Annotated in this window: 14 protein-coding genes; 5 read left to right on the forward strand and 9 right to left on the reverse strand. The window is 73.5% G+C overall.

The features are described from left to right. Positions 1 to 72: 72 nt before the first annotated feature. From WN71_RS25195 to WN71_RS25220, 6 genes are all read right to left on the reverse strand, one after another. Positions 73 to 720: an RBBP9/YdeN family alpha/beta hydrolase gene (locus tag WN71_RS25195; protein WP_052743017.1), complete on the reverse strand. Its 648-nt coding sequence runs from the start codon at positions 718 to 720 to the stop codon at positions 73 to 75. Next, on the reverse strand, positions 717 to 2,099 hold the full coding sequence (locus WN71_RS25200; protein WP_079178090.1) for an MFS transporter: 1,383 nt from the start codon (positions 2,097 to 2,099) through the stop codon (positions 717 to 719). The genes WN71_RS25195 and WN71_RS25200 overlap by 4 nt, the downstream gene beginning before the upstream one ends. A gap of 42 nt (positions 2,100 to 2,141) precedes the next feature. Continuing rightward, on the reverse strand, positions 2,142 to 3,059 hold the full coding sequence (locus WN71_RS25205) for a TauD/TfdA dioxygenase family protein (protein WP_046584930.1): 918 nt from the start codon (positions 3,057 to 3,059) through the stop codon (positions 2,142 to 2,144). Positions 3,060 to 3,264: 205 nt separating this feature from the next. After that, positions 3,265 to 4,239 carry a quinone oxidoreductase family protein gene (locus tag WN71_RS25210; RefSeq protein ID WP_046584931.1) on the reverse strand — a complete coding sequence of 325 codons (975 nt, stop codon included), beginning with the start codon at positions 4,237 to 4,239 and terminating at the stop codon, positions 3,265 to 3,267. Positions 4,240 to 4,308: 69 nt separating this feature from the next. Beyond that, positions 4,309 to 5,361, reverse strand: a complete 1,053-nt coding sequence (locus WN71_RS25215; RefSeq protein ID WP_046584932.1) for a beta-keto acid cleavage family enzyme — start codon at positions 5,359 to 5,361, stop codon at positions 4,309 to 4,311. A gap of 382 nt (positions 5,362 to 5,743) precedes the next feature. Beyond that, positions 5,744 to 6,769, reverse strand: coding sequence for an AraC family transcriptional regulator (locus tag WN71_RS25220; RefSeq protein ID WP_046584933.1), 1,026 nt, complete (start codon positions 6,767 to 6,769; stop codon positions 5,744 to 5,746). A 144-nt stretch (positions 6,770 to 6,913) separates the two neighbouring features. Between WN71_RS25220 and WN71_RS25225 the strand changes: the two genes are divergently transcribed. The 3 genes from WN71_RS25225 (at position 6,914) to WN71_RS25235 (ending at position 11,430) form a co-directional block, all read left to right on the forward strand. Continuing rightward, positions 6,914 to 8,086: a TauD/TfdA family dioxygenase gene (locus tag WN71_RS25225; protein ID WP_046584934.1), complete on the forward strand. Its 1,173-nt coding sequence runs from the start codon at positions 6,914 to 6,916 to the stop codon at positions 8,084 to 8,086. Positions 8,087 to 8,220: 134 nt separating this feature from the next. After that, positions 8,221 to 9,819: a long-chain-fatty-acid--CoA ligase gene (locus tag WN71_RS25230; protein ID WP_071369878.1), complete on the forward strand. Its 1,599-nt coding sequence runs from the start codon at positions 8,221 to 8,223 to the stop codon at positions 9,817 to 9,819. 153 nt (positions 9,820 to 9,972) lie between these two features. After that, on the forward strand, positions 9,973 to 11,430 hold the full coding sequence (locus WN71_RS25235) for an FG-GAP-like repeat-containing protein (RefSeq protein ID WP_046590039.1): 1,458 nt from the start codon (positions 9,973 to 9,975) through the stop codon (positions 11,428 to 11,430). Positions 11,431 to 11,514: 84 nt separating this feature from the next. On the opposite strand, the gene WN71_RS25240 is transcribed toward WN71_RS25235, so the two are convergent. After that, positions 11,515 to 12,285: a helix-turn-helix transcriptional regulator gene (locus WN71_RS25240; RefSeq protein WP_046590041.1), complete on the reverse strand. Its 771-nt coding sequence runs from the start codon at positions 12,283 to 12,285 to the stop codon at positions 11,515 to 11,517. A gap of 85 nt (positions 12,286 to 12,370) precedes the next feature. Between WN71_RS25240 and WN71_RS25245 the strand changes: the two genes are divergently transcribed. After that, a complete protein-coding gene (locus WN71_RS25245) occupies positions 12,371 to 13,402 on the forward strand; it encodes an LLM class flavin-dependent oxidoreductase (protein WP_046590152.1) in 1,032 nt (343 codons plus the stop codon). On the opposite strand, the gene WN71_RS25250 is transcribed toward WN71_RS25245, so the two are convergent. Then, positions 13,383 to 14,492, reverse strand: a complete 1,110-nt coding sequence (locus WN71_RS25250; RefSeq protein ID WP_046590043.1) for a serine hydrolase domain-containing protein — start codon at positions 14,490 to 14,492, stop codon at positions 13,383 to 13,385. The two genes, WN71_RS25245 and WN71_RS25250, sit on opposite strands and share 20 nt — an antisense overlap. A gap of 49 nt (positions 14,493 to 14,541) precedes the next feature. Continuing rightward, positions 14,542 to 15,660: a hypothetical protein gene (locus WN71_RS25255; RefSeq protein WP_046590045.1), complete on the reverse strand. Its 1,119-nt coding sequence runs from the start codon at positions 15,658 to 15,660 to the stop codon at positions 14,542 to 14,544. Positions 15,661 to 15,924: 264 nt separating this feature from the next. Here WN71_RS25255 and WN71_RS25260 point away from each other — a divergent pair, with 264 nt between their 5' ends. After that, complete coding sequence (locus WN71_RS25260; RefSeq protein ID WP_046590047.1) at positions 15,925 to 17,079, forward strand: cystathionine gamma-synthase; 1,155 nt, start codon at positions 15,925 to 15,927, stop codon at positions 17,077 to 17,079. Positions 17,080 to 17,109: the final 30 nt, after the last annotated feature.

Here is a 17,109-nt window from a genome sequence, read left to right on the forward strand (position 1 = left end):
CGGGGCCGCCCCACGGATCGTCCGCGCCGGCCTCGCGGCCCCGCGGGTCCGTCTCTCCTACGACGTCCGTGCTCACGCGTGCTCCAGCGCCCGGATCAGTTCCTCGGCCCGGGGCCACTCGCCGTACCCGGAGGCCGGGTTGAGGTGCCCGACCGGGCCCAGCTCCACCGTCTCGGCGCCCCATGCGCGGGCCAGCTCGGTGACCCGCTCCGGCTCGCCCAGCGGGTCGTCGGAGCTGACCGCGACCACGGCCGGGAACGGCAGGAGCGCGCGCGGCACGGGGGTCCAGCCGTGCTCGGCCAGCTCGCCGGGGGCCGGGTGGCCCGCGGGCAGCGGCGTCTCCAGGTCCGGCGGCGTGGCGAGCAACGCGCCCACGACGTCGGCACGCGTGCCCACGACGTCGGCGCGGTGGCGCAGCGCCCAGTGCACGGTGGTGGCGCAGCCGGCGCTGTGCGCGACCAGCAGCACCGGTCCGTCGACCGCGCTGATCGTCGCGTCGAGGGCGGCGATCCGGGCGTCCAGGTCGAGCCGGTCGCCCGGCGGCGGGGGGACGGTCGCGACGGCCCGGCCGGCGCCCACCAGCCGGTCGGCCAGCAGGGTCTGCCAGTGGTCCGCGACATGGTCGCGCAGGCCGGGGACGACGACCACGGTGGGCTCGGGGACGGTGACCGTGGTGGGCTCGGGGACGGTGACCGTGGTGGACTCGGGGGTGGTGCTCATGAGGTGCTCTCCGCGGGGAGTTCGGGCTCCGCGGCCGGCGCCGGGTGGCCGCCGATGCGGAGCAGGTCGCGCTCGTACCAGTGCCGGCCGACCAGGAAGGCGGCGGTGGCCGCGATCGCGACGAGGGGCATGACCCGCAGGGCGCCCAGCAGGCCCACGTGGTCCGCGAGGACGCCGGTCAGCGCCGGGCCGGGGGCCAGGCCGAGCAGGCTGTTGGCCAGCGTGAGGGTGCCGAAGGCGGTCGCGGCGACGTTTGCGGGGGTCAGGTTCGCCACCATCGCCGCCGCGGGTCCGGCGGAACCGGCCGACAGCAGGGCGCCGAGCCCCAGCGTGATCAACTGGGCTGGCCCGTTGGGCAGTTGGAAGGCGACGGTGAGCAGTACCAGGGAACCGATGCTGCAGCCGACGGCGACGGCCCACTTGCGGATCGGGACGCCGGCGCTGATCCGGTCGGAGGCGACGCCGCCGAGGATCATGCCCACGCCGATGACCAGCGCGTACACCCCGGCCGCACTGCCCGACTTGGCCGTCGTGAGGTGGTAGTAGCGGTTGAAGTAGCTCGGCAGCCAGGACAGCAGGGTGGCGGCGATGAACAGCTGCAGACCGCTGCCGACGTAGGCGCTGATGACGGAGACGGAGGAGAACAGCCGGGGCAGATGGGCCCGGAGCGGCGCGCTCGCCTCGGCGGCGTCCTCCGGCGTGTCGCCGAGGTCCGCGGCCGGCACGAGCTTGCGCTCCTTGACGACGACGCCGTAGACCGCGGCGAGCACCAGGCCGAGGATGCCCATCACGGCGAACGCCCAGCGCCAGCCCGCGGCGTCGGCGACCGCGCCGCCGATGGAGACGCCGAGCACGGCACCGAACGCGCCGCCCGCGATGAAGGCACCGGAGAGGGTGGCCCGCAGGGCGATGGGGAAGATGCTCAGCACCACGGCGATGCCGACGCTGCCGTAGGCCGCCTCGCCGATGCCGACGAAGAGCCGGGCCACGAACATCTGGCCGTAGTTCGCCGATATCGCGCACCCGATGGTGGCGATGGACCACAGGGTGGCGGCGAGCAGCAGGCTGCGCACCCGCCCCCACCGGTCGGCCATCAGGGACATGGGGAAGGTCAGCACGCCGACCGCGAGGGCCACGATGCTGCTGAGCGAACCGAGGGCCCCGTCCGACAGGAGCCACTCGGACTTCAGCATCGGGAAGACGGCGTTGAGGACCTGCCGGGACATGTAGTCGGACAGCAGCAGGCCGAAGCTCAGCGCGAAGACCGTCCAGGCATAGCCGCGGCCCACGGGCCAGACCGGTTCGGAGGCCGGCCCGGAGGCCGACGGGGTCGCCGCCACGGCCGGAGCCGGGGACTGCGCAGTGGTGTGAAACTCCATTGTCATCACCTCTACTGCTCGAAACTGCAGGGGAGTTGCAGGTCAGAAGGGTCTGTCGCCCACGATCCCGGCGCGCTCCATCTTGCGGACGGCGGGCCAGTAGTCCTGTACGGCGTAGTGCTGGGTGGAGCGGTTGTCCCAGATGGCGACGGAGCCGGGCGTCCAGCGCCAGCGCACCTGGTACTCGGGGACGGCGGCCTGGCTGATCAGGTAGCTGAGCAACTGGCTCGCGCCGGGCGCGTAGTCCTGGCCGAAGCGGACGTTCGCGGGGGTGTGGAAGTTGGTGAAGTGCGTCGCGAAGGCGTTGACGAAGAGGATCTTCTCGCCGGTCTCCGGGTGGGTGCGCACCACCGGGTGCTCGGCGTCCGGGTACTGCTCGTGCAGCGCGAGCCGCTTCTCCTCGGGCATCACGGCACCGAAGCTGGCCTCGATGCTGTGCCGCGCGCGCAACCCCTCGATCTGCGCCTTCACCGGGTCGGGCAGCCGGCGGTAGGCCTCCGCCATGTTGACCCAGATGGTGTCGCCGCCGACCGGGGGCGACTCGACGCAGCGCAGCACGGCGCCCATCGCCGGGTTGACGCGCCAGGTGCCGTCCGTGTGGAGGGCGTTCTCGTAGTGCTCCGGCGGGCTGTCGAGGTCCTTGTAGATCCGCACCAGGCCGGGGTGGTCGGGGTCGCTGCCGGCGACCGGGTGGTCCTCCAGCGCGCCGAAGCGCGAGGCGAACGCGACATGGTCGGCGCGGGAGAGGTCCTGGTCCCGCAGGAAGAGCACCTTGTGCTCCAGCAGCAGGCCCTTGATCTCGGCGAACAGCTCGTCGTCACGGGCCGCGTCGGCGAGGTTCACCCCGCGCAGCTCGGCGCCGATGCTGCAGGTCAGCCGCTCGACCTCGATCGACGTACATCGAGCGGCCGGGCGCGCCTGCGCCGGGGCCTGGTCCGACGGCGAAAGGGTGTCTGTCATGGGTGCTCACTCCATGGGGTGACGTGGTGGGGGGTGGGGCGGGGTGGGGCGCCTCGGCCGGCCCGGTCGCCCCGGCCGGTCAGGTCGGTCCTGTCGGTCCTGCCGGTCAGGTCGGTCAGGTCGGTCCTGCGGTCCTGTCGGTCAGGCCGGTCCGGTCGGGCGAGGCCGCCCCGGTCGGCCGGGGCGACGAGGGCCGTCGGCCGGGTCAGAGGACGAAGACGGAGGACCCGGTGGTCCGCCCGGACTCCAGGTCGCGGTGGGCCTGCTCCGCGTCCTTGAGGTCGTAGCGCTGATTGATCTCGATCTTGATCCGGCCCGCGGCGACATGTTCGAACAGCTCGCCCGCGAGGGCGGCGCGCTCGGCCGGGTCGGCGATGTAGTCGGCCAGCGCGGGCCGGGTGACGAACACCGAGCCCGCGACGGCGAGTTGCATGGCGTCGATCGGCGGCACCGGACCCGAGGCGGTGCCGAAGCAGACGAGCAGGCCGCGGCGGGCCAGCGAGGCCAGCGACCCCGCGAAGGTGTCCTTGCCGATGCTGTCGAAGACCACCGGGACGCCCGCCCCGCCGGTCAGCTCCCGCACCCGCTCGGCCACGTTCTCCTGCCGGTAGCGGATGACGTGCTCGCATCCGTGTGCCAGGGCGAGTTCGGCCTTCTCCTCGCTGGACACCGTCCCGATCACACGGATGCCGAGCAGCGCGGCCCACTGGCTGACGATCAGGCCCACTCCGCCCGCCGCCGCGTGCAGCAGCACGGTGTCGCCGGGCTTCAACGGGTGGATCCTGCGCAGCAGATAGGCCGCCGTCAGACCGCGCATGGTCATCGCGGCCGCCGTCTCGCAGCTGATCTGCGGGGGCAGCTTGATCAGATGCGAGGCGGGCATGACCCGCTCCGTGCTGTACGCACCGAGCGGACTTCCGGTGTACGTCACCCGGTCGCCCGCGGCGACGTCGGTGACGCCCTCGCCGACCGCCTCCACCACGCCCGCGGCCTCGACGCCCATGCCGTCGGGCAGCCGGACCGGGTACAGGCCGGTGCGGAAGTAGGTGTCGGCGAAGTTCAGCCCGACGGCCTCGTGCCGCACGCGCACCTCACCCGGGCCGGGGTCGCCGACGGTCACCTCCTCCCAGGTGAGGACGTCGGGGCCACCGGTTTCACGGAAGCGGACGGCGAATGCCACGGGGTGCTCCAGAGAGGGGTCGTAGTCGCGGGGACGGGCGGCCGGGCGGCCGGGACGGGACGGGACGGATCAGGCGTCGCGCAGCATGAAGCCGCGCTGTCCCGGACGGCGGTTGGGCACCATGCCGAGCTGGGCGAGCGTCTCGTCGGTGCTCGCGAAGGTCTCGCCGATCCGGTAGATCTTCCTGGCCTCCGCGCCGGTGGCGATGTCACGGCCGAGCGCCTCGGAGATCTGCACCATCTGCTCGACCTGCTCGACGCTGGACATGCGCTCGCCCTTGCGCCGCCACAGGTTGTCCTCGTTGCCCACCCGGACGTGCACACCGAGCGCGATGCCGATCGCGTTCATGGGTGCCACCGCACGCATCGAGCTCTCGATGGTCAGGACGGCGCCGTCGGGGACGCGGCGCACGAACTCGATCAGGTCGGCGGGGTGCCGGCCGGCGAAACCGCCGCCGATGGCCACGTAGTTGAGGACCAGCGGGCCGGTGTAGACACCGGACCGGATCAGGCGCTCCACGGTTTCGAGCTGCGCGAGGGTGGCGAGCTGGAAGTGCGGCTGGATACCGCTCTCGCCGAGCCGCTTGAGGTGCTCGAGGTAGAAGTCGGGACCGGCCTCCAGGTACATGTCCCGGTACGCCTTGTAGTAGTCGGGCTTGGCGATCGAGGTGCCTTCGAGATCGTCGTCGGTCATGATCTCGACGATGTTCATCTGGCTGGTGTTGATCGCGATGGTGACCTGGTCGGGCTTGGGGTCCAGGTCGGCGAGCATGTGACGGCTGTCGAAGTCGAGCCACTTGGCCTCCGAGCCCTCGCCCTCGGGGGCGAAGGAGATCGACCCGCCGATCTGCAGGACCATGTCCGGCACGGCCTCGCGCAGTCGTCCGATCAGCTCGTTGAACATGGACAGCCGCTTGGAGCCCTTGCCGTCCAGCTCACGGACGTGGATGTGCAGCACGGTCGCGCCGGCGTTGTAACAGTCGACGGCCGCCTGGACGTGCTCGTCCATGGTCAGCGGCAGGTCGTCCGCGTCGCCGGGCAGCCACTCGGGGCCGTAGGGCGCGGCCTGGATGACCAGCTTCTCCTGGTTCTCCGGGAAGAGAGAGTCGTCGTGGAAGTGCACGGTGCGTCTCCTTGAGGTGGGGTTGACGGGTACGCCTGAGCTGCCGCGGGCACGGCGAAGAAGCCCTGCGGCGAAGGGGGTTGTCGCTACGACGAGGTGATGACGGCGGTACGAGGGCGGCTTCGCGGCTGCGGCGCGGTGACGGGCTCTCCGGCTGGCGGCCGGCGGCTGGCGGCTCTGTGGCTTACGGCTCTACGGGCTCTACGGGCTCTACGGCTCTACGGCTCTTGATCCATCCGCCCGGGCGGCAGCGAACCGGTCCGGAGGGAGCCCCCTTGGGGGAAGTTGCAGCGGGCTCCCTCCGGGGCCGGCCGCCTGTGCGGTGCTGCAAAGGTAGGGCGGCCGACACGGGCCCGCTTTGCCTGCCGTGACACGTGACTTGTCAATCGGGGACACCGGCCGCCGCCCCGCCGCCGGGATTGCGGCGCCACTCCCGCGGCCCGACGCCGTAGTGCTCGTGGAACCAGCGGGAGAAGGCGCTCAGCGAGGAGAACCCGAGCAGCGTGGACACCTCGGTCAGGGACCGGCTCGGGTTCGGCACGAACTGCTCCGCGAGCGCCGTACGGGTGGACTGGAGCAGCGAGGAGAACGTCTGCCCGGAGCGCGCCAGATGCCGGTGGACGGTGCGCCGGTCGACGCCGAGGCTGCGCGCGACCTGCTCGATGGAGCAGCGCCCGGTCGGCAGCAGCGCCTCGATGAGATCGCGCACCCGGTCCGCCTCGGTCGCCTCCCGGAAGGTCGCGACGGGCTCGAAGTACTGCCGGGTGTAGCTGCGCAGCTGCGCGTCGGCCATGGCGTTGGCCGCGTCCAGGTCGTCGGCGTAGAACTCGATGCCGTTGAAGCCGCGGTCGAACTCGATCACGGGCCCGAACGCCCGGCGGTGGCTCGCGGTGTCGCGCGGCGCCCGGTGCGCGAAGCAGACCGCCGACGGGCGCCAGTGCGGGCCGAGGAAGCCGCAGAGCACCCGGTGGAACGCGGCCACCGCCAGCTCCGTGCCCTGCCGGGTCGGCTGCGGCTCGCCCAGCCGTACGTCGACCTTGAGCGTGGCGACGCCGTTGCCCTCGGACAGCCGGGCGTGCAGGACCTCGTTGTAGGTGTGCTGGTGGCGGATGAGCAGGGCCAGGGCGCTGCGCACGTCGGGTTCCTCGCGGACGAGGAGGCTGATCGGGCCGAGGTTGGAGAAGCGCCGCAGCTCGGCCAGGAGCAGGCCGAAGTCCTCGCGCGCGGAGGTGGCCGCGGACAGCTCCAGCAGCCGGACCACGGCCGTACCGGAGATCCAGCGGTCCTGGACGGCCAGGTCGGCGGTGTCGAGGCCGACGCTCTTCATCAGCGCGCGGGGGTCGAGACCGAGGGAACGGCTCAGCTCGACGTATCCGTTCAGCGCGGCGGTGCGGACAAGGGGCCTCATGGGCACGCTCCAGGGCTGCGGGTCCCCAGAAGTTAAGTTTCTCGTCCCCTTGCGTCAAGCACTCCGGCCAGGTGATTCATAGCATCCCCGTCGACGCGGGACGGCGATCCCGGTCCCCGTTCATCCGACCTCGTGGAGGCGACCATGGCCGACGATCCGCCGACCGAGCCGAGTCCGGGCCCCGCCGCCGAGCCCTTCCCCCGCCCCGCCGCCGAGCCGTTCACCGGCCCTGTCCTCTGGTACGGCGCCGAGCTCGCAGGGCGCGAGGACGACTGGGCGCTGACGCTGACCGCCGGGCAGTGCGCCGAACTGCGCACCGCCGTGCACACCGCGCGCGAGCGGGGCGCCACCCTGCTGCGGATGACCGTCGGCGACTTCCCGCTGCCGACGCTCGCCGCACCGCTCGCGCGCGTCGCCGCCACGCTCGCCACGGGCCGCGGTCTCGCGCTGCTCCGTGGTGTGCCGGCGGACCTGCTCGGCGAGGCGGAGGCGGGCACGGTGCTGCGCGGCATCGGCCAGTACCTCGGCCGGCCCGTCCCGCAGACCGCCGACGGCCGCACCCTGTGCCACATCCGGGACGCGGGGGAGCTGCCGTACGGCGGCACGGGCCCGGTCCCGGCGACGGGGCCGGCGTGTCCGGCGGGTGACCCGGTGCCGGCGTATTCGGCTGGTACCCCGGTGGTGGCGGGTCCGACCGGTGCCCCGGAACCGGTCCGTACCGGCGCCGCGCAGCCGTTCCGGACCGCGGAGTCGGATCTGCTCGGGCTGCTGTGCGTCCGCCCGGCCCGCTCGGGCGGCAGCGTCCTGCTGGCGGGTGCGGCGGCCGTGCACAACACGGTGCTCGACACGCGGCCCGACCTCGCGGAACTGCTGTACCGCAGCCACACGTTCGGCGAGGTCGGGGAGCCGGGCGAGGAGCGGCCGTACCAGACCTCCCCGATCGTGGTCAGGGACGGCGACCGGCCGAGCATGCGCTACGACCGCGGCCGCCTGGACGGCACCGGGGCCGAGCTGTACGACGCCCTCGACGCGGCGGCCGCCTCGCCCGCCGTACGGCTGGAGGTGGACCTGCGCCCCGGCGACCTGCTGCTGCTCGACAGCCATGTGGTGCTGCACGGGCGCACGGCCTACGAGGACGTCGTCGGACCGGGGCGCGGGCGGCATCTGCTGCGGCTGTGGCTGGCCCGCGAGACCGCCCCCGCGGTCGCGGCCGACCGGGCCCGCCGCGGGATCGCCCCGCGCGACGTCATCCGCCCCCGGAACCTGCGCACGGCCCCGCCCGGCCGCGCCCGCGCGACGGACCGGCGCCCGCGCTGATCCGGCGCCCGCGCCGCCCCACCCCGCCCCGTCCCGACCTCACCGACCCGTCCCGCCCCGACCTCACCGACTCGACCCGCCCCGACCTCACCGACTCGACTCGATCCGCCCCGCCGACCGGAGGACCCGCCGCCATGACCAATCTCGCCACCCTCCTGCTGACCTCCGCGGCAGCGCACGGGGAGCGTGTCGCCGTGCGCCACGACGACAGCACCCTGACCTACCGGCAGCTGGACGAGGCCAGCGCCCGGCTCGCCGCGGCGCTGCGCGCCCACGGCGTACGGCCGGGCGACCGGGTCACCATGACCCTGCCGAACGTGCCCGCCTTTCCCGTCGTCTACTACGGCATCCTGCGCGCCGGAGCCGTCGCGGTGCCGATGAACCCGCTGCTGAAGGAGCGGGAGGCGGCGTTCGTGCTGCGCGACTCGGGGGCGCGGGTGGCGCTGGCGCACCCGGCCTGCGCGGACGAGGTCGCGAAGGCGGCGGCAGCGGCGGGGACGACGTTCCTGACGACGGACGCCGCCACCGGAAGCGGCACGGACGCCACCACCGGGAGCGGCACGGACGCCGCCACCGGAAGCGGCACGGACCCCGTCACCGAGAGCGACACGGACCTCGCCCCGGCCGACGCGGGTGTAGTGGACCGCTCCGACGACGCCACCGCCGTCATCCTCTACACCTCGGGCACGACCGGCACCCCCAAGGGCGCGGAACTGACCCACCGCAACCTGCTGAGCAACACGTCCACGACCGCCGAGACGCTGCTCCGGCTCGGCCCCGACGACGTGCTCTTCGGCGGCCTGCCGCTGTTCCACGCCTTCGGGCAGACCTGTGCGATGAACACCGCCGTGGCCGCGGGCGCGACGCTGACCCTGCTGCCCCGGTTCGACCCGGTGACGGCGCTGGAGATCATGCACCGTGACGAGGTCAGCGTCTTCCTGGGCGTACCGACGATGTACTCGGCGCTGCTGCACGCCGAGCGGCCGGGGGACCGCCCCGCGGCGCCGCCGCGGCTGCGGCTCGCGGTGTCGGGTGGCGCCGCCCTGCCCGTCGAGGTGCTGCACGGCTTCGAGAAGACGTTCGGGGCGCCGGTCCTGGAGGGCTACGGCCTGTCGGAGACCTCGCCGATGGCCGCCTTCAACCACCCCGACCGCCCGCGCAAGGCGGGTTCGATCGGCACGCCGGTGCGGGGCGTCGAACTGCGTCTGGTGGCGGACGACGGGACCGTACTGGACCCGGCCGCGCAGGACGCGCGGGACGCGATCGGCGAGATCGCCGTCCGCGGCGAGAACGTGATGAAGGGCTACTTCGCCAACCCCGACGCCGACGCCCTGGCCTTCCGCGACGGCTGGTTCCACACCGGTGACCTGGCCCGCGTCGACGAGGACGGCTGCTACTTCATCGTCGACCGCAAGAAGGACCTGATCATCCGGAGCGGCTACAACGTCTACCCGCGCGAGATCGAGGAGGTCCTCTACGGCCACCCCGCGATCGCCGAGTGCGCGGTGGTCGGCGTGGCGCACCCCTCGCACGGCGAGGAGGTCGCCGCGGCCGTCGTGCTGCGGCCGGGCGAGCGGGCGACGGCGGACGAGATCCGCGCCTACGCCAAGGAGCAGGTGGCTGCCTACAAGTACCCCCGCGTGGTGACGGTCGTTGCGGCGCTCCCCAAGGGCCCCACCGGCAAGATCCTCAAGCGCGAACTCGCGGCGGACTGGCCGATTTCGGAGGCGTGAACACCGGGACGGGACGGGGGTGATGGCGGGCGGCGGACCGCAGGGTGGACGTGAAGTAAATGTGAAAGATCGACGAGATGCCTGCACGGTGCAACCGTTTTCTCTCACCAAAGGTCAACTCCAGGTAAGCACGCATGTCTTGGAGGGGAACCCATGCTTCGGTCCCGTCATCAGCGCTCCCGTCGTCCCGCGTTCGTGGGTGTCACCGTCGTCGGTGCCGTCCTGGCCGGTGGACTGTTGATCGGTCTGCCCGGTGGGGCGAGCGCCGCCCCGTCGGGCCTCGCCGACGACTACAACGGGGACGGCTACCGCGATCTGGCGACCAACGCCCCGGGCGCCGTCGCCGGCGGCAAGGCGAAGGCCGGGGCCGTGGTCGTCAACTACGGTTCGTCGAGCGGTGTCAGCGCCTCGCGCCACAAGGTCACCTCGCAGAGTTCGGCCGGTGTGCCGGGCGCCTCGGAGACCTCCGACCGCTTCGGCACCGAGCTCGCCGGCGGCGACCTCAACAACGACGGCTACGGCGACCTGGTCGTCGGCACGCCGCTGGAGGACGTCGGCAGCGACGCCGACGGCGGTTCGGTCACCATCCTGTGGGGCAGCTCGTCCGGCCTGTCGGGCGGTACGACGATCAGCGACCCCAACGCCTCGGGCCACGACCGGTTCGGCCAGTCCCTCGCGGTCGGCGACTTCACCGGGGACGGCAAGGCCGATCTGGCGGTCGGTTCCACCGGCAAGGACGTGTGGATCTTCAAGGGCGGCTTCACCAAGTCCGGCGGCGCGGCGGGCAAGCTGCGCCTCGACGCGCAGATCGACTCCGGCGCGGCCCCCGACGGCGCCGTTCAGCTGGCAGCCGGGGACTTCGACAACGACGGCAAGGACGACCTGGTGATCGGGTCCGCCACGGGCAACTTCGTCTACCGGGGCGGCTCGGCGGGGCTCACCTTCCAGACCGAGGCGGGCGCGGGGTACTCGGACGCGCTCACCGTGGCCGACTTCGACCGCGACGGCCACGACGACCTGGTCGTCGGCAACGACTTCGTCTCCGTCCTGCCCCAGCCGGCGAAGGGCGGCTACGCCACCGTCTTCTACGGCGGCACGGCCGGCGTCGACACCACGCGCAGCGCCCTGTTCAGCCAGGCCACGGCGGGTGTGCAGGGGACGGACGAGTCCGAGGACTGGTTCGGGGCCTCGCTCGCGGCGGGCGACGTCAACGGTGACGGCTATCCGGACCTCGCCGTCGGCGCGACCGGGGAGGACATCGGCTCGGCCTCCGACGTGGGCACCGTCTGGGTGCTGCGCGGCGGCAAGTCCGGCCTGACGGCGACCGGCGCGCAGTCCTTCAACCAGGGCACCGCGGGCGTGCCGGGCGCCAACGAGACGGGCGACCTGTTCACCCACGCTCTCCACCTCACCGACCTCAACAAGGACGGCCGCGCCGACCTGGCGGTGGGCGCGGGCGGGGAGAACAGCGACGACGGCGCCGTCTGGGTCCTGCGCGGCGCCACCGGGGGCGTCACGACCACCGGCGCCGTGAGCTTCGGCGCGACGTCCGTCGGCATCACCAAGTCCGGCGACGACCCCGAGTTCGGGAACGCGATGTCGGGCCAGTGATGTCGCGCTCGTGAGCGGGTCCGTGGACGGCACGGGCCCGCAGGCGGGCTCGTCCGACGCCCGGCCCGGTCCGCGCGACGGGCTCTACGCCTTCGGCTCTCCCCTGTCGGCGGCTGCCGCCCCGGCCGCCGCCGTCAGGGCGCGGGCCGTCTCGGGGTCGGCCGGCAGGAAGGCCTCCAGTTTGAGTTCGGCGAGCGTCACGTCGACGGCGGTGGCGAACGTCGTCACCGTCGTCATCAGGCTCAACTCGCCGTACGAGGAGCGCAGTCGGAGGGGGACCGCGAAGCCGAGCAGTCCCTCCGAGGGTTCCAGGGCGGGCGCGTAGGCGGCGAGTTCGTCCCGCAGGTCCGGCAAGTGATCGAGGCGGGTCAGGATGTGGCGGGACCACTCGGCCAGGTTGCGGATGCGGGGCGCCACGCCGTCCGGGTGCAGCGCCAGCCGGTACACGTTCCTGCCCGGCCCCACCAGCTCGGCCGCCGCGCCCTCCGTGATCACGTCGAAGGCGCTGTTCGCGACGACCAGGTCACCGCGCCGGTCCACGACCACCGCCGGATACGGCAGATGCCCGCGCAGGATCTGCTCGATCGCCGCCCGCACCGGCGCCAGCTCGGGCGCGTCCAGCGAGTTCTCCGGATACACGGGCGCGTACCCCGCCGCCATCAGCAGCTCGTTGCGGTCGCGCAGCGGCAGGTCGAGGGACTCGGCGAGCCGTACGACCATCCGCCGGCCGGGCAGCGACCTGCCGGACTCGATGAAGCTCAGGTGCCGCTGGGTCGTGCCCGCCCGCAGCGCCAGGTCGAGCTGGCTGAGCCGGCGGCCGGTACGGCGTTCGCGGAGCGCGCGGGGGAAGTCCACGCCTCCGTTCTAGCGGGACGCCGGGCGCCCGGCCATTCCCCGCAGGGAATTGTCGCCGCCCCCGCCCGTGCCGACCATCGTGGCCATGGACATCGGCGTACTGCTTCCGACCGGAACCGCCCAGTGGAGCGCGGGCGACGACCCTCGGGACCTGGTCGGCTTCGGCCGCCGGGCCGAGCGCCTCGGCCTCGCCTCGCTCTTCGTCAACGACTCCCTGATCAGCCCCCGTGTCGAGGCCCTCACCATGCTGGCCGCCCTCGCCCCGGCGACGGACCGCGTGGCCCTCGGCACGGCCGCCCTGCTGCCGTTCCTGCGCCTGCCGGTGCAGGCCGCGCAGTCCCTCGCCTCCGTCGACCTGCTCTCCGGCGGCCGGCTGACCGTGACCGTCGGCGCGGGTTTCCCCGGCCGCTTCGGGCAGCCCCTCTACACGCTGTCCGGGGTGCCGTGGGAGCGCCGCTTCGCCCGGCTGGACGAGACCGTCGCGCTGTGGCGGGCGATGTGGGACGGCGCCCGCAGCTTCCACGGCGAGATCCTGCGCCTGGACGACATCCCGCCGGTGACCGTGCCCCATCGCGGGCGGCCCGGCGGGCCGCCGGTCTGGCTGGGCGGCGCGAGCCCCTCCGCGCTGGCCCGCACGGGCCGGTCGTACGACGGCTGGCTGCCCTATCCGCCCGACCCCGCGGAGTACGCCGCCGGCCTCTCCCGCGTCCGCGCGGCGGCCGCCGGCGCGGGCCGGGCGCCCGAGGACGTCACCCCGGCCCTGTTCGTCACCGTACGCGTCGACGACGACGCCGAACACGGCCGCCGGGCCATGGACGCCTACGCCCGCGCCGCCTACGGAATGCCGCTGGAGGAGCTGGAGAAGATCCAGGCCGTCGTCATCGGGCCCGCCGGACGGGTGCGCGAGCGCCTCGACCGGTACGCCGCCGCGGGCGCCCGGCAGGTCGTCGCCCGGCTCGGCGCCCTGGGGCTGCCCGCCCAGCACGCACAGCTCGAACGACTCGCCGATCTGCTCCCGGCACTGCGGGGCGCGGGCGGCCCCGTGGGGGACGGGGCGGGTGTCGGCGCGGGCGGCGGCGCGGGTCCCGGGCCCCGGGTCAGGCGCGCAGGCCCGTGAGCCCGTCGTAGGCCGCCATCACGAGTTCCATCCCCCGGTTGTCGTCCGCGGGTTCGCGCATCTGGTTCGTCACATACGCCACCGTCATCCCGCCCTCGGGGTCGGTCACGACGAGGGAGCCGCCCCAGCCGCCCCAGCCGACGGAGCCGCCGAACAGCCCGTAGCCCATCCCCCAGCGGACCGGCATCCCAAGCCGCCGGTCGTCGCCGCTGAACTGCTCCTCGCCCGCCAGGTCGCAGCCCGCCCGGGACAGCAGCCGCACCCCGCCGACCGTGCCGCCGCAGGCGATCACGGACTGCACGAGGGCGACCGAGCGGGCGTTGCCGAAGCCGCTCGCGGCGGGGATCTGCGCGCGCCGCCACGCCACGCCGTTGCCGTCACGGACCCGCATGGCGGTGGCGGCGGGGGCGGAGGACGGGTCGCCGCCCGGGGCGCTCGCCGCGTAGTCCTCGTCCTGTGACGGCGGCGGGACCGACCGCGCCACCCGGGAGTCGTGCTCGGCGGACAGCCCGATGTGGAAGTCGGCGTCCAGCGGGCCGGCCACCTCCCGCGCGAAGAACTCGCCCAGGGACCGTCCGCCGACCCGGCGCACCACCTCGCCGACCAGGAACCCCTGGGTGAGCGAGTGGTATCCGGCCGCGGTCCCCGGCTCCCACAGCGGCGGCCGCGCGGCCAGCGCCGCCGTCGCGGCGGACCAGTCGTAGAGACCCTCGACGGGGCCGTCCCAGTCGGGCAGCCCCGCGGTGTGCGCGAGCAGGTGCCGTACCAGCACCTTCTCCTTGCCCGCCGCGGCGAACTCGGGCCAGTACCGCGCCACCGGCGCGTCCGGGTCGAGGTCGCCGCGGTCGATCAGGATCAGCGCGCACAGCGCCGTCATCGTCTTGGTGACCGACCAGACGTTGGTGATCGTGTCCCGCTGCCAGGGAGCCGTCCGGTCCGCGTCGGCGAACCCGCCCCAGACGTCCACCACCGGCTTGCCGTCCACGAACACCGCGACCGACCCGCCCGCGTCCCCCGCGTCCAGGAATTCCCCGAGGAGTCGCGGCACCGCGAGGAACAGGTCGTCGTACGAGCCCTGAATGTCGGCCATGCTCCCATTGGCGCGCACCGGCCCGCCGGGGGCAAACGAATTACGGCGGTCAGCTCATCAGCGTCGCGGGGCTGCCGCCGTTCGCCTCGTAGCCCGCCACCGCCAGCGCGCGGTAGACCGCGAACTCGGCCGCCGGATCGCCGCAGAGCGTCCAGGGCAGGGCGCCCACGTGCCCGTCCACGTGTATGAGCTGGTCCATCGCCTCGGACCAGCGCTCCGCGCGCACCAGGAAGAAGACCAGCAGATGGCGCACGTGCGCCAGCATCGGGTCGTCCGGGCGGGCCGAGTGCACCGCGAACAGCGCGCCGTGCATCGCCTTCGTCACGACCTCGCTCTGGTAGAAACCGCGGACCAGGTTCACCTCGGGCAGATGCTCGAACACCGCGAACAGCGGCATCGCCGCGAGCAGCGAGCCCTGCGGCGCGCGGGCCGCCGCGGCCTCGGCGAACTCGTACGCGAGGGCGCGCGAGCCGTGCCACTTCTCGCACCAGTAGTGCAGCGCGGCCAGATGCGCGCCCATGTGGTGCGGGGCGCGGTCCAGGATCTTCAGCCACAGCTTCTCGAACTCCGGCTGCGCGTAGCCGAGCCCCCGCGCCACCGACAGCTCGACGATGTACGGCACCGGGTCGCCCGGGGCCAGCAGCGCGGCCTGGCCGCAGGCGTCCCTGGCCTCCTCCATGATGATCCGGAACTCGTCCGTCCCCGGTGTCGACGTCCGCCACGCCTGCTGCACCAGGAACTCCGCGTGCACGGCCGCGCCCCCCGGGTCCTTCGGCTGCTCGGCCCGCCACACCCGCTGCCACTGGCCGCCCGGCACCTCGCTCACGCCGCCCGGACGCCGCTGCAGCTCCAGCGACGCGGCGCCCGCGAACGCCTGCACCCGCTGCCAGCGCACCTCGCCCTCCGCCGGGGTGCCGGCCAGCAGCTGGGTCGCCGCCCGGTGGTCCTGCGTGCGCTGCACGAGGTCCAGCACGTCCAGCAGGTCCTGGTCCGGGCCGGGCATCCGGACGTCCAGGTCCTCCTCGCGCACGAAGCCGTAGTCCGCCGGGTCCGCGGCGTCCGGGTGCCCCGGCGGGACCTGCTCGATCATGCCGCGGCGGCGCCGCAGGAAGGGAAGCAGCACGCAGCCCATCATGACCAGCGCCATCAGGACCCAGAGAATCTCCATGCCTCAAGCGAACCAGACGCCGCCGACAATTGGCCAACGTGCCCCGGCGGCTGTGGAAAACTCCCGCCGCAGCCTGTGGACAACTCGGCTCCACCCGTGGACAACTCCGCCGCGCCGGTGGACAACTCCCTCTCGCAGGTGGACAACGCGTCACACACCCCGTCCGCACCCGCGCCTCGCGCCCCCGCGGCCGTCCCCCGTCCGGGCCCGGGGGCGGGCGCACCGCCCCGCACCACCCCCGTCGGCGGACTACGCTCGGGGCCCATGAGTGACAGGCACATCAGTCAGCACTTCGAGACCCTCGCGATCCACGCCGGCAACACCGCGGATCCCCTCACCGGCGCGGTCGTCCCGCCCATCTACCAGGTCTCGACCTACAAGCAGGACGGCGTCGGCGGACTGCGCGGGGGCTACGAGTACAGCCGTAGCGCCAACCCGACCAGGACCGCCCTGGACGAGAACCTCGCCGCCCTGGAGGGCGGCCGCCGGGGCCTGGCGTTCGCCTCCGGTCTCGCGGCCGAGGACTGCCTGCTGCGGACGCTGCTCAGCCCGGGCGACCACGTGGTCATCCCCAACGACGCGTACGGCGGCACCTTCCGGCTCTTCGCCAAGGTCGTCTCCCGCTGGGGCGTGGAGTGGTCCGTGGCCGACACCTCCGACCCGTCCGCCGTCCGGGCCGCCCTCACCCCGAAGACCAAGGCGGTCTGGGTGGAGACCCCCTCCAACCCCCTGCTGGGCATCACCGACATCGCCGCCGTCGCCCAGGTCGCCCACGACGCGGGCGCCCGGCTCGTCGTCGACAACACCTTCGCCACGCCCTACCTCCAGCAGCCGCTCTCGCTCGGCGCGGACGTGGTCGTGCACTCGCTGACCAAGTACATGGGCGGCCACTCGGACGTCGTCGGCGGCGCCCTGATCGTGTCCGACCAGGCGCTCGGCGACGAACTGGCGTACCACCAGAACGCGATGGGCGCCGTCGCCGGCCCCTTCGACTCCTGGCTGGTGCTGCGCGGCACCAAGACGCTCGCGGTGCGCATGGACCGGCACAGCGCGAACGCCGGCAAGGTCGCCGACATGCTGACCCGGCACGCGCGCGTGACGAGCGTGCTCTACCCGGGCCTGCCCGACCACCCCGGCCACGAGGTCGCCGCCAAGCAGATGCGCGCCTTCGGCGGCATGATCTCCTTCCGGGTCGAGGGCGGCGAGGAGGCGGCCGTCGAGGTCTGCAACCGCGCCAAGGTGTTCACCCTCGGCGAGTCCCTCGGCGGCGTCGAGTCGCTGATCGAGCACCCCGGCCGGATGACGCACGCCTCCGCCGCCGGTTCCCCCCTGGAGGTCCCCGCCGACCTCGTCCGCCTCTCCGTGGGCATCGAGAACGTCGACGACCTCCTGGAGGACCTCCGGCAGGCGCTCGGCTAGACCCGCCCCCGGCGGGTCGTCGCCGGACTC

The sequence above is a fragment of the Streptomyces mangrovisoli genome (assembly GCF_000974985.2).
Lineage (GTDB): Bacteria > Actinomycetota > Actinomycetes > Streptomycetales > Streptomycetaceae > Streptomyces > Streptomyces mangrovisoli.

Bases quoted from the DNA above. Each gene is read 5' to 3' on its own strand.
- WN71_RS25230 (WP_071369878.1), top strand. From the start codon at position 8,221: ATGACCAATCTCGCCACCCTCCTGCTGACCTCCGCGGCAGCGCACGGG.
- WN71_RS25220 (WP_046584933.1), bottom strand. From the start codon at position 6,769: ATGAGGCCCCTTGTCCGCACCGCCGCGCTGAACGGATACGTCGAGCTG.
- WN71_RS25200 (WP_079178090.1), bottom strand. From the start codon at position 2,099: ATGGAGTTTCACACCACTGCGCAGTCCCCGGCTCCGGCCGTGGCGGCG.
- WN71_RS25225 (WP_046584934.1), top strand. From the start codon at position 6,914: ATGGCCGACGATCCGCCGACCGAGCCGAGTCCGGGCCCCGCCGCCGAG.
- WN71_RS25205 (WP_046584930.1), bottom strand. From the start codon at position 3,059: ATGACAGACACCCTTTCGCCGTCGGACCAGGCCCCGGCGCAGGCGCGC.
- WN71_RS25195 (WP_052743017.1), bottom strand. From the start codon at position 720: ATGAGCACCACCCCCGAGTCCACCACGGTCACCGTCCCCGAGCCCACC.
- WN71_RS25260 (WP_046590047.1), top strand. From the start codon at position 15,925: ATGAGTGACAGGCACATCAGTCAGCACTTCGAGACCCTCGCGATCCAC.
- WN71_RS25235 (WP_046590039.1), top strand. From the start codon at position 9,973: ATGCTTCGGTCCCGTCATCAGCGCTCCCGTCGTCCCGCGTTCGTGGGT.
- WN71_RS25250 (WP_046590043.1), bottom strand. From the start codon at position 14,492: ATGGCCGACATTCAGGGCTCGTACGACGACCTGTTCCTCGCGGTGCCG.
- WN71_RS25245 (WP_046590152.1), top strand. From the start codon at position 12,371: ATGGACATCGGCGTACTGCTTCCGACCGGAACCGCCCAGTGGAGCGCG.
- WN71_RS25255 (WP_046590045.1), bottom strand. From the start codon at position 15,660: ATGGAGATTCTCTGGGTCCTGATGGCGCTGGTCATGATGGGCTGCGTG.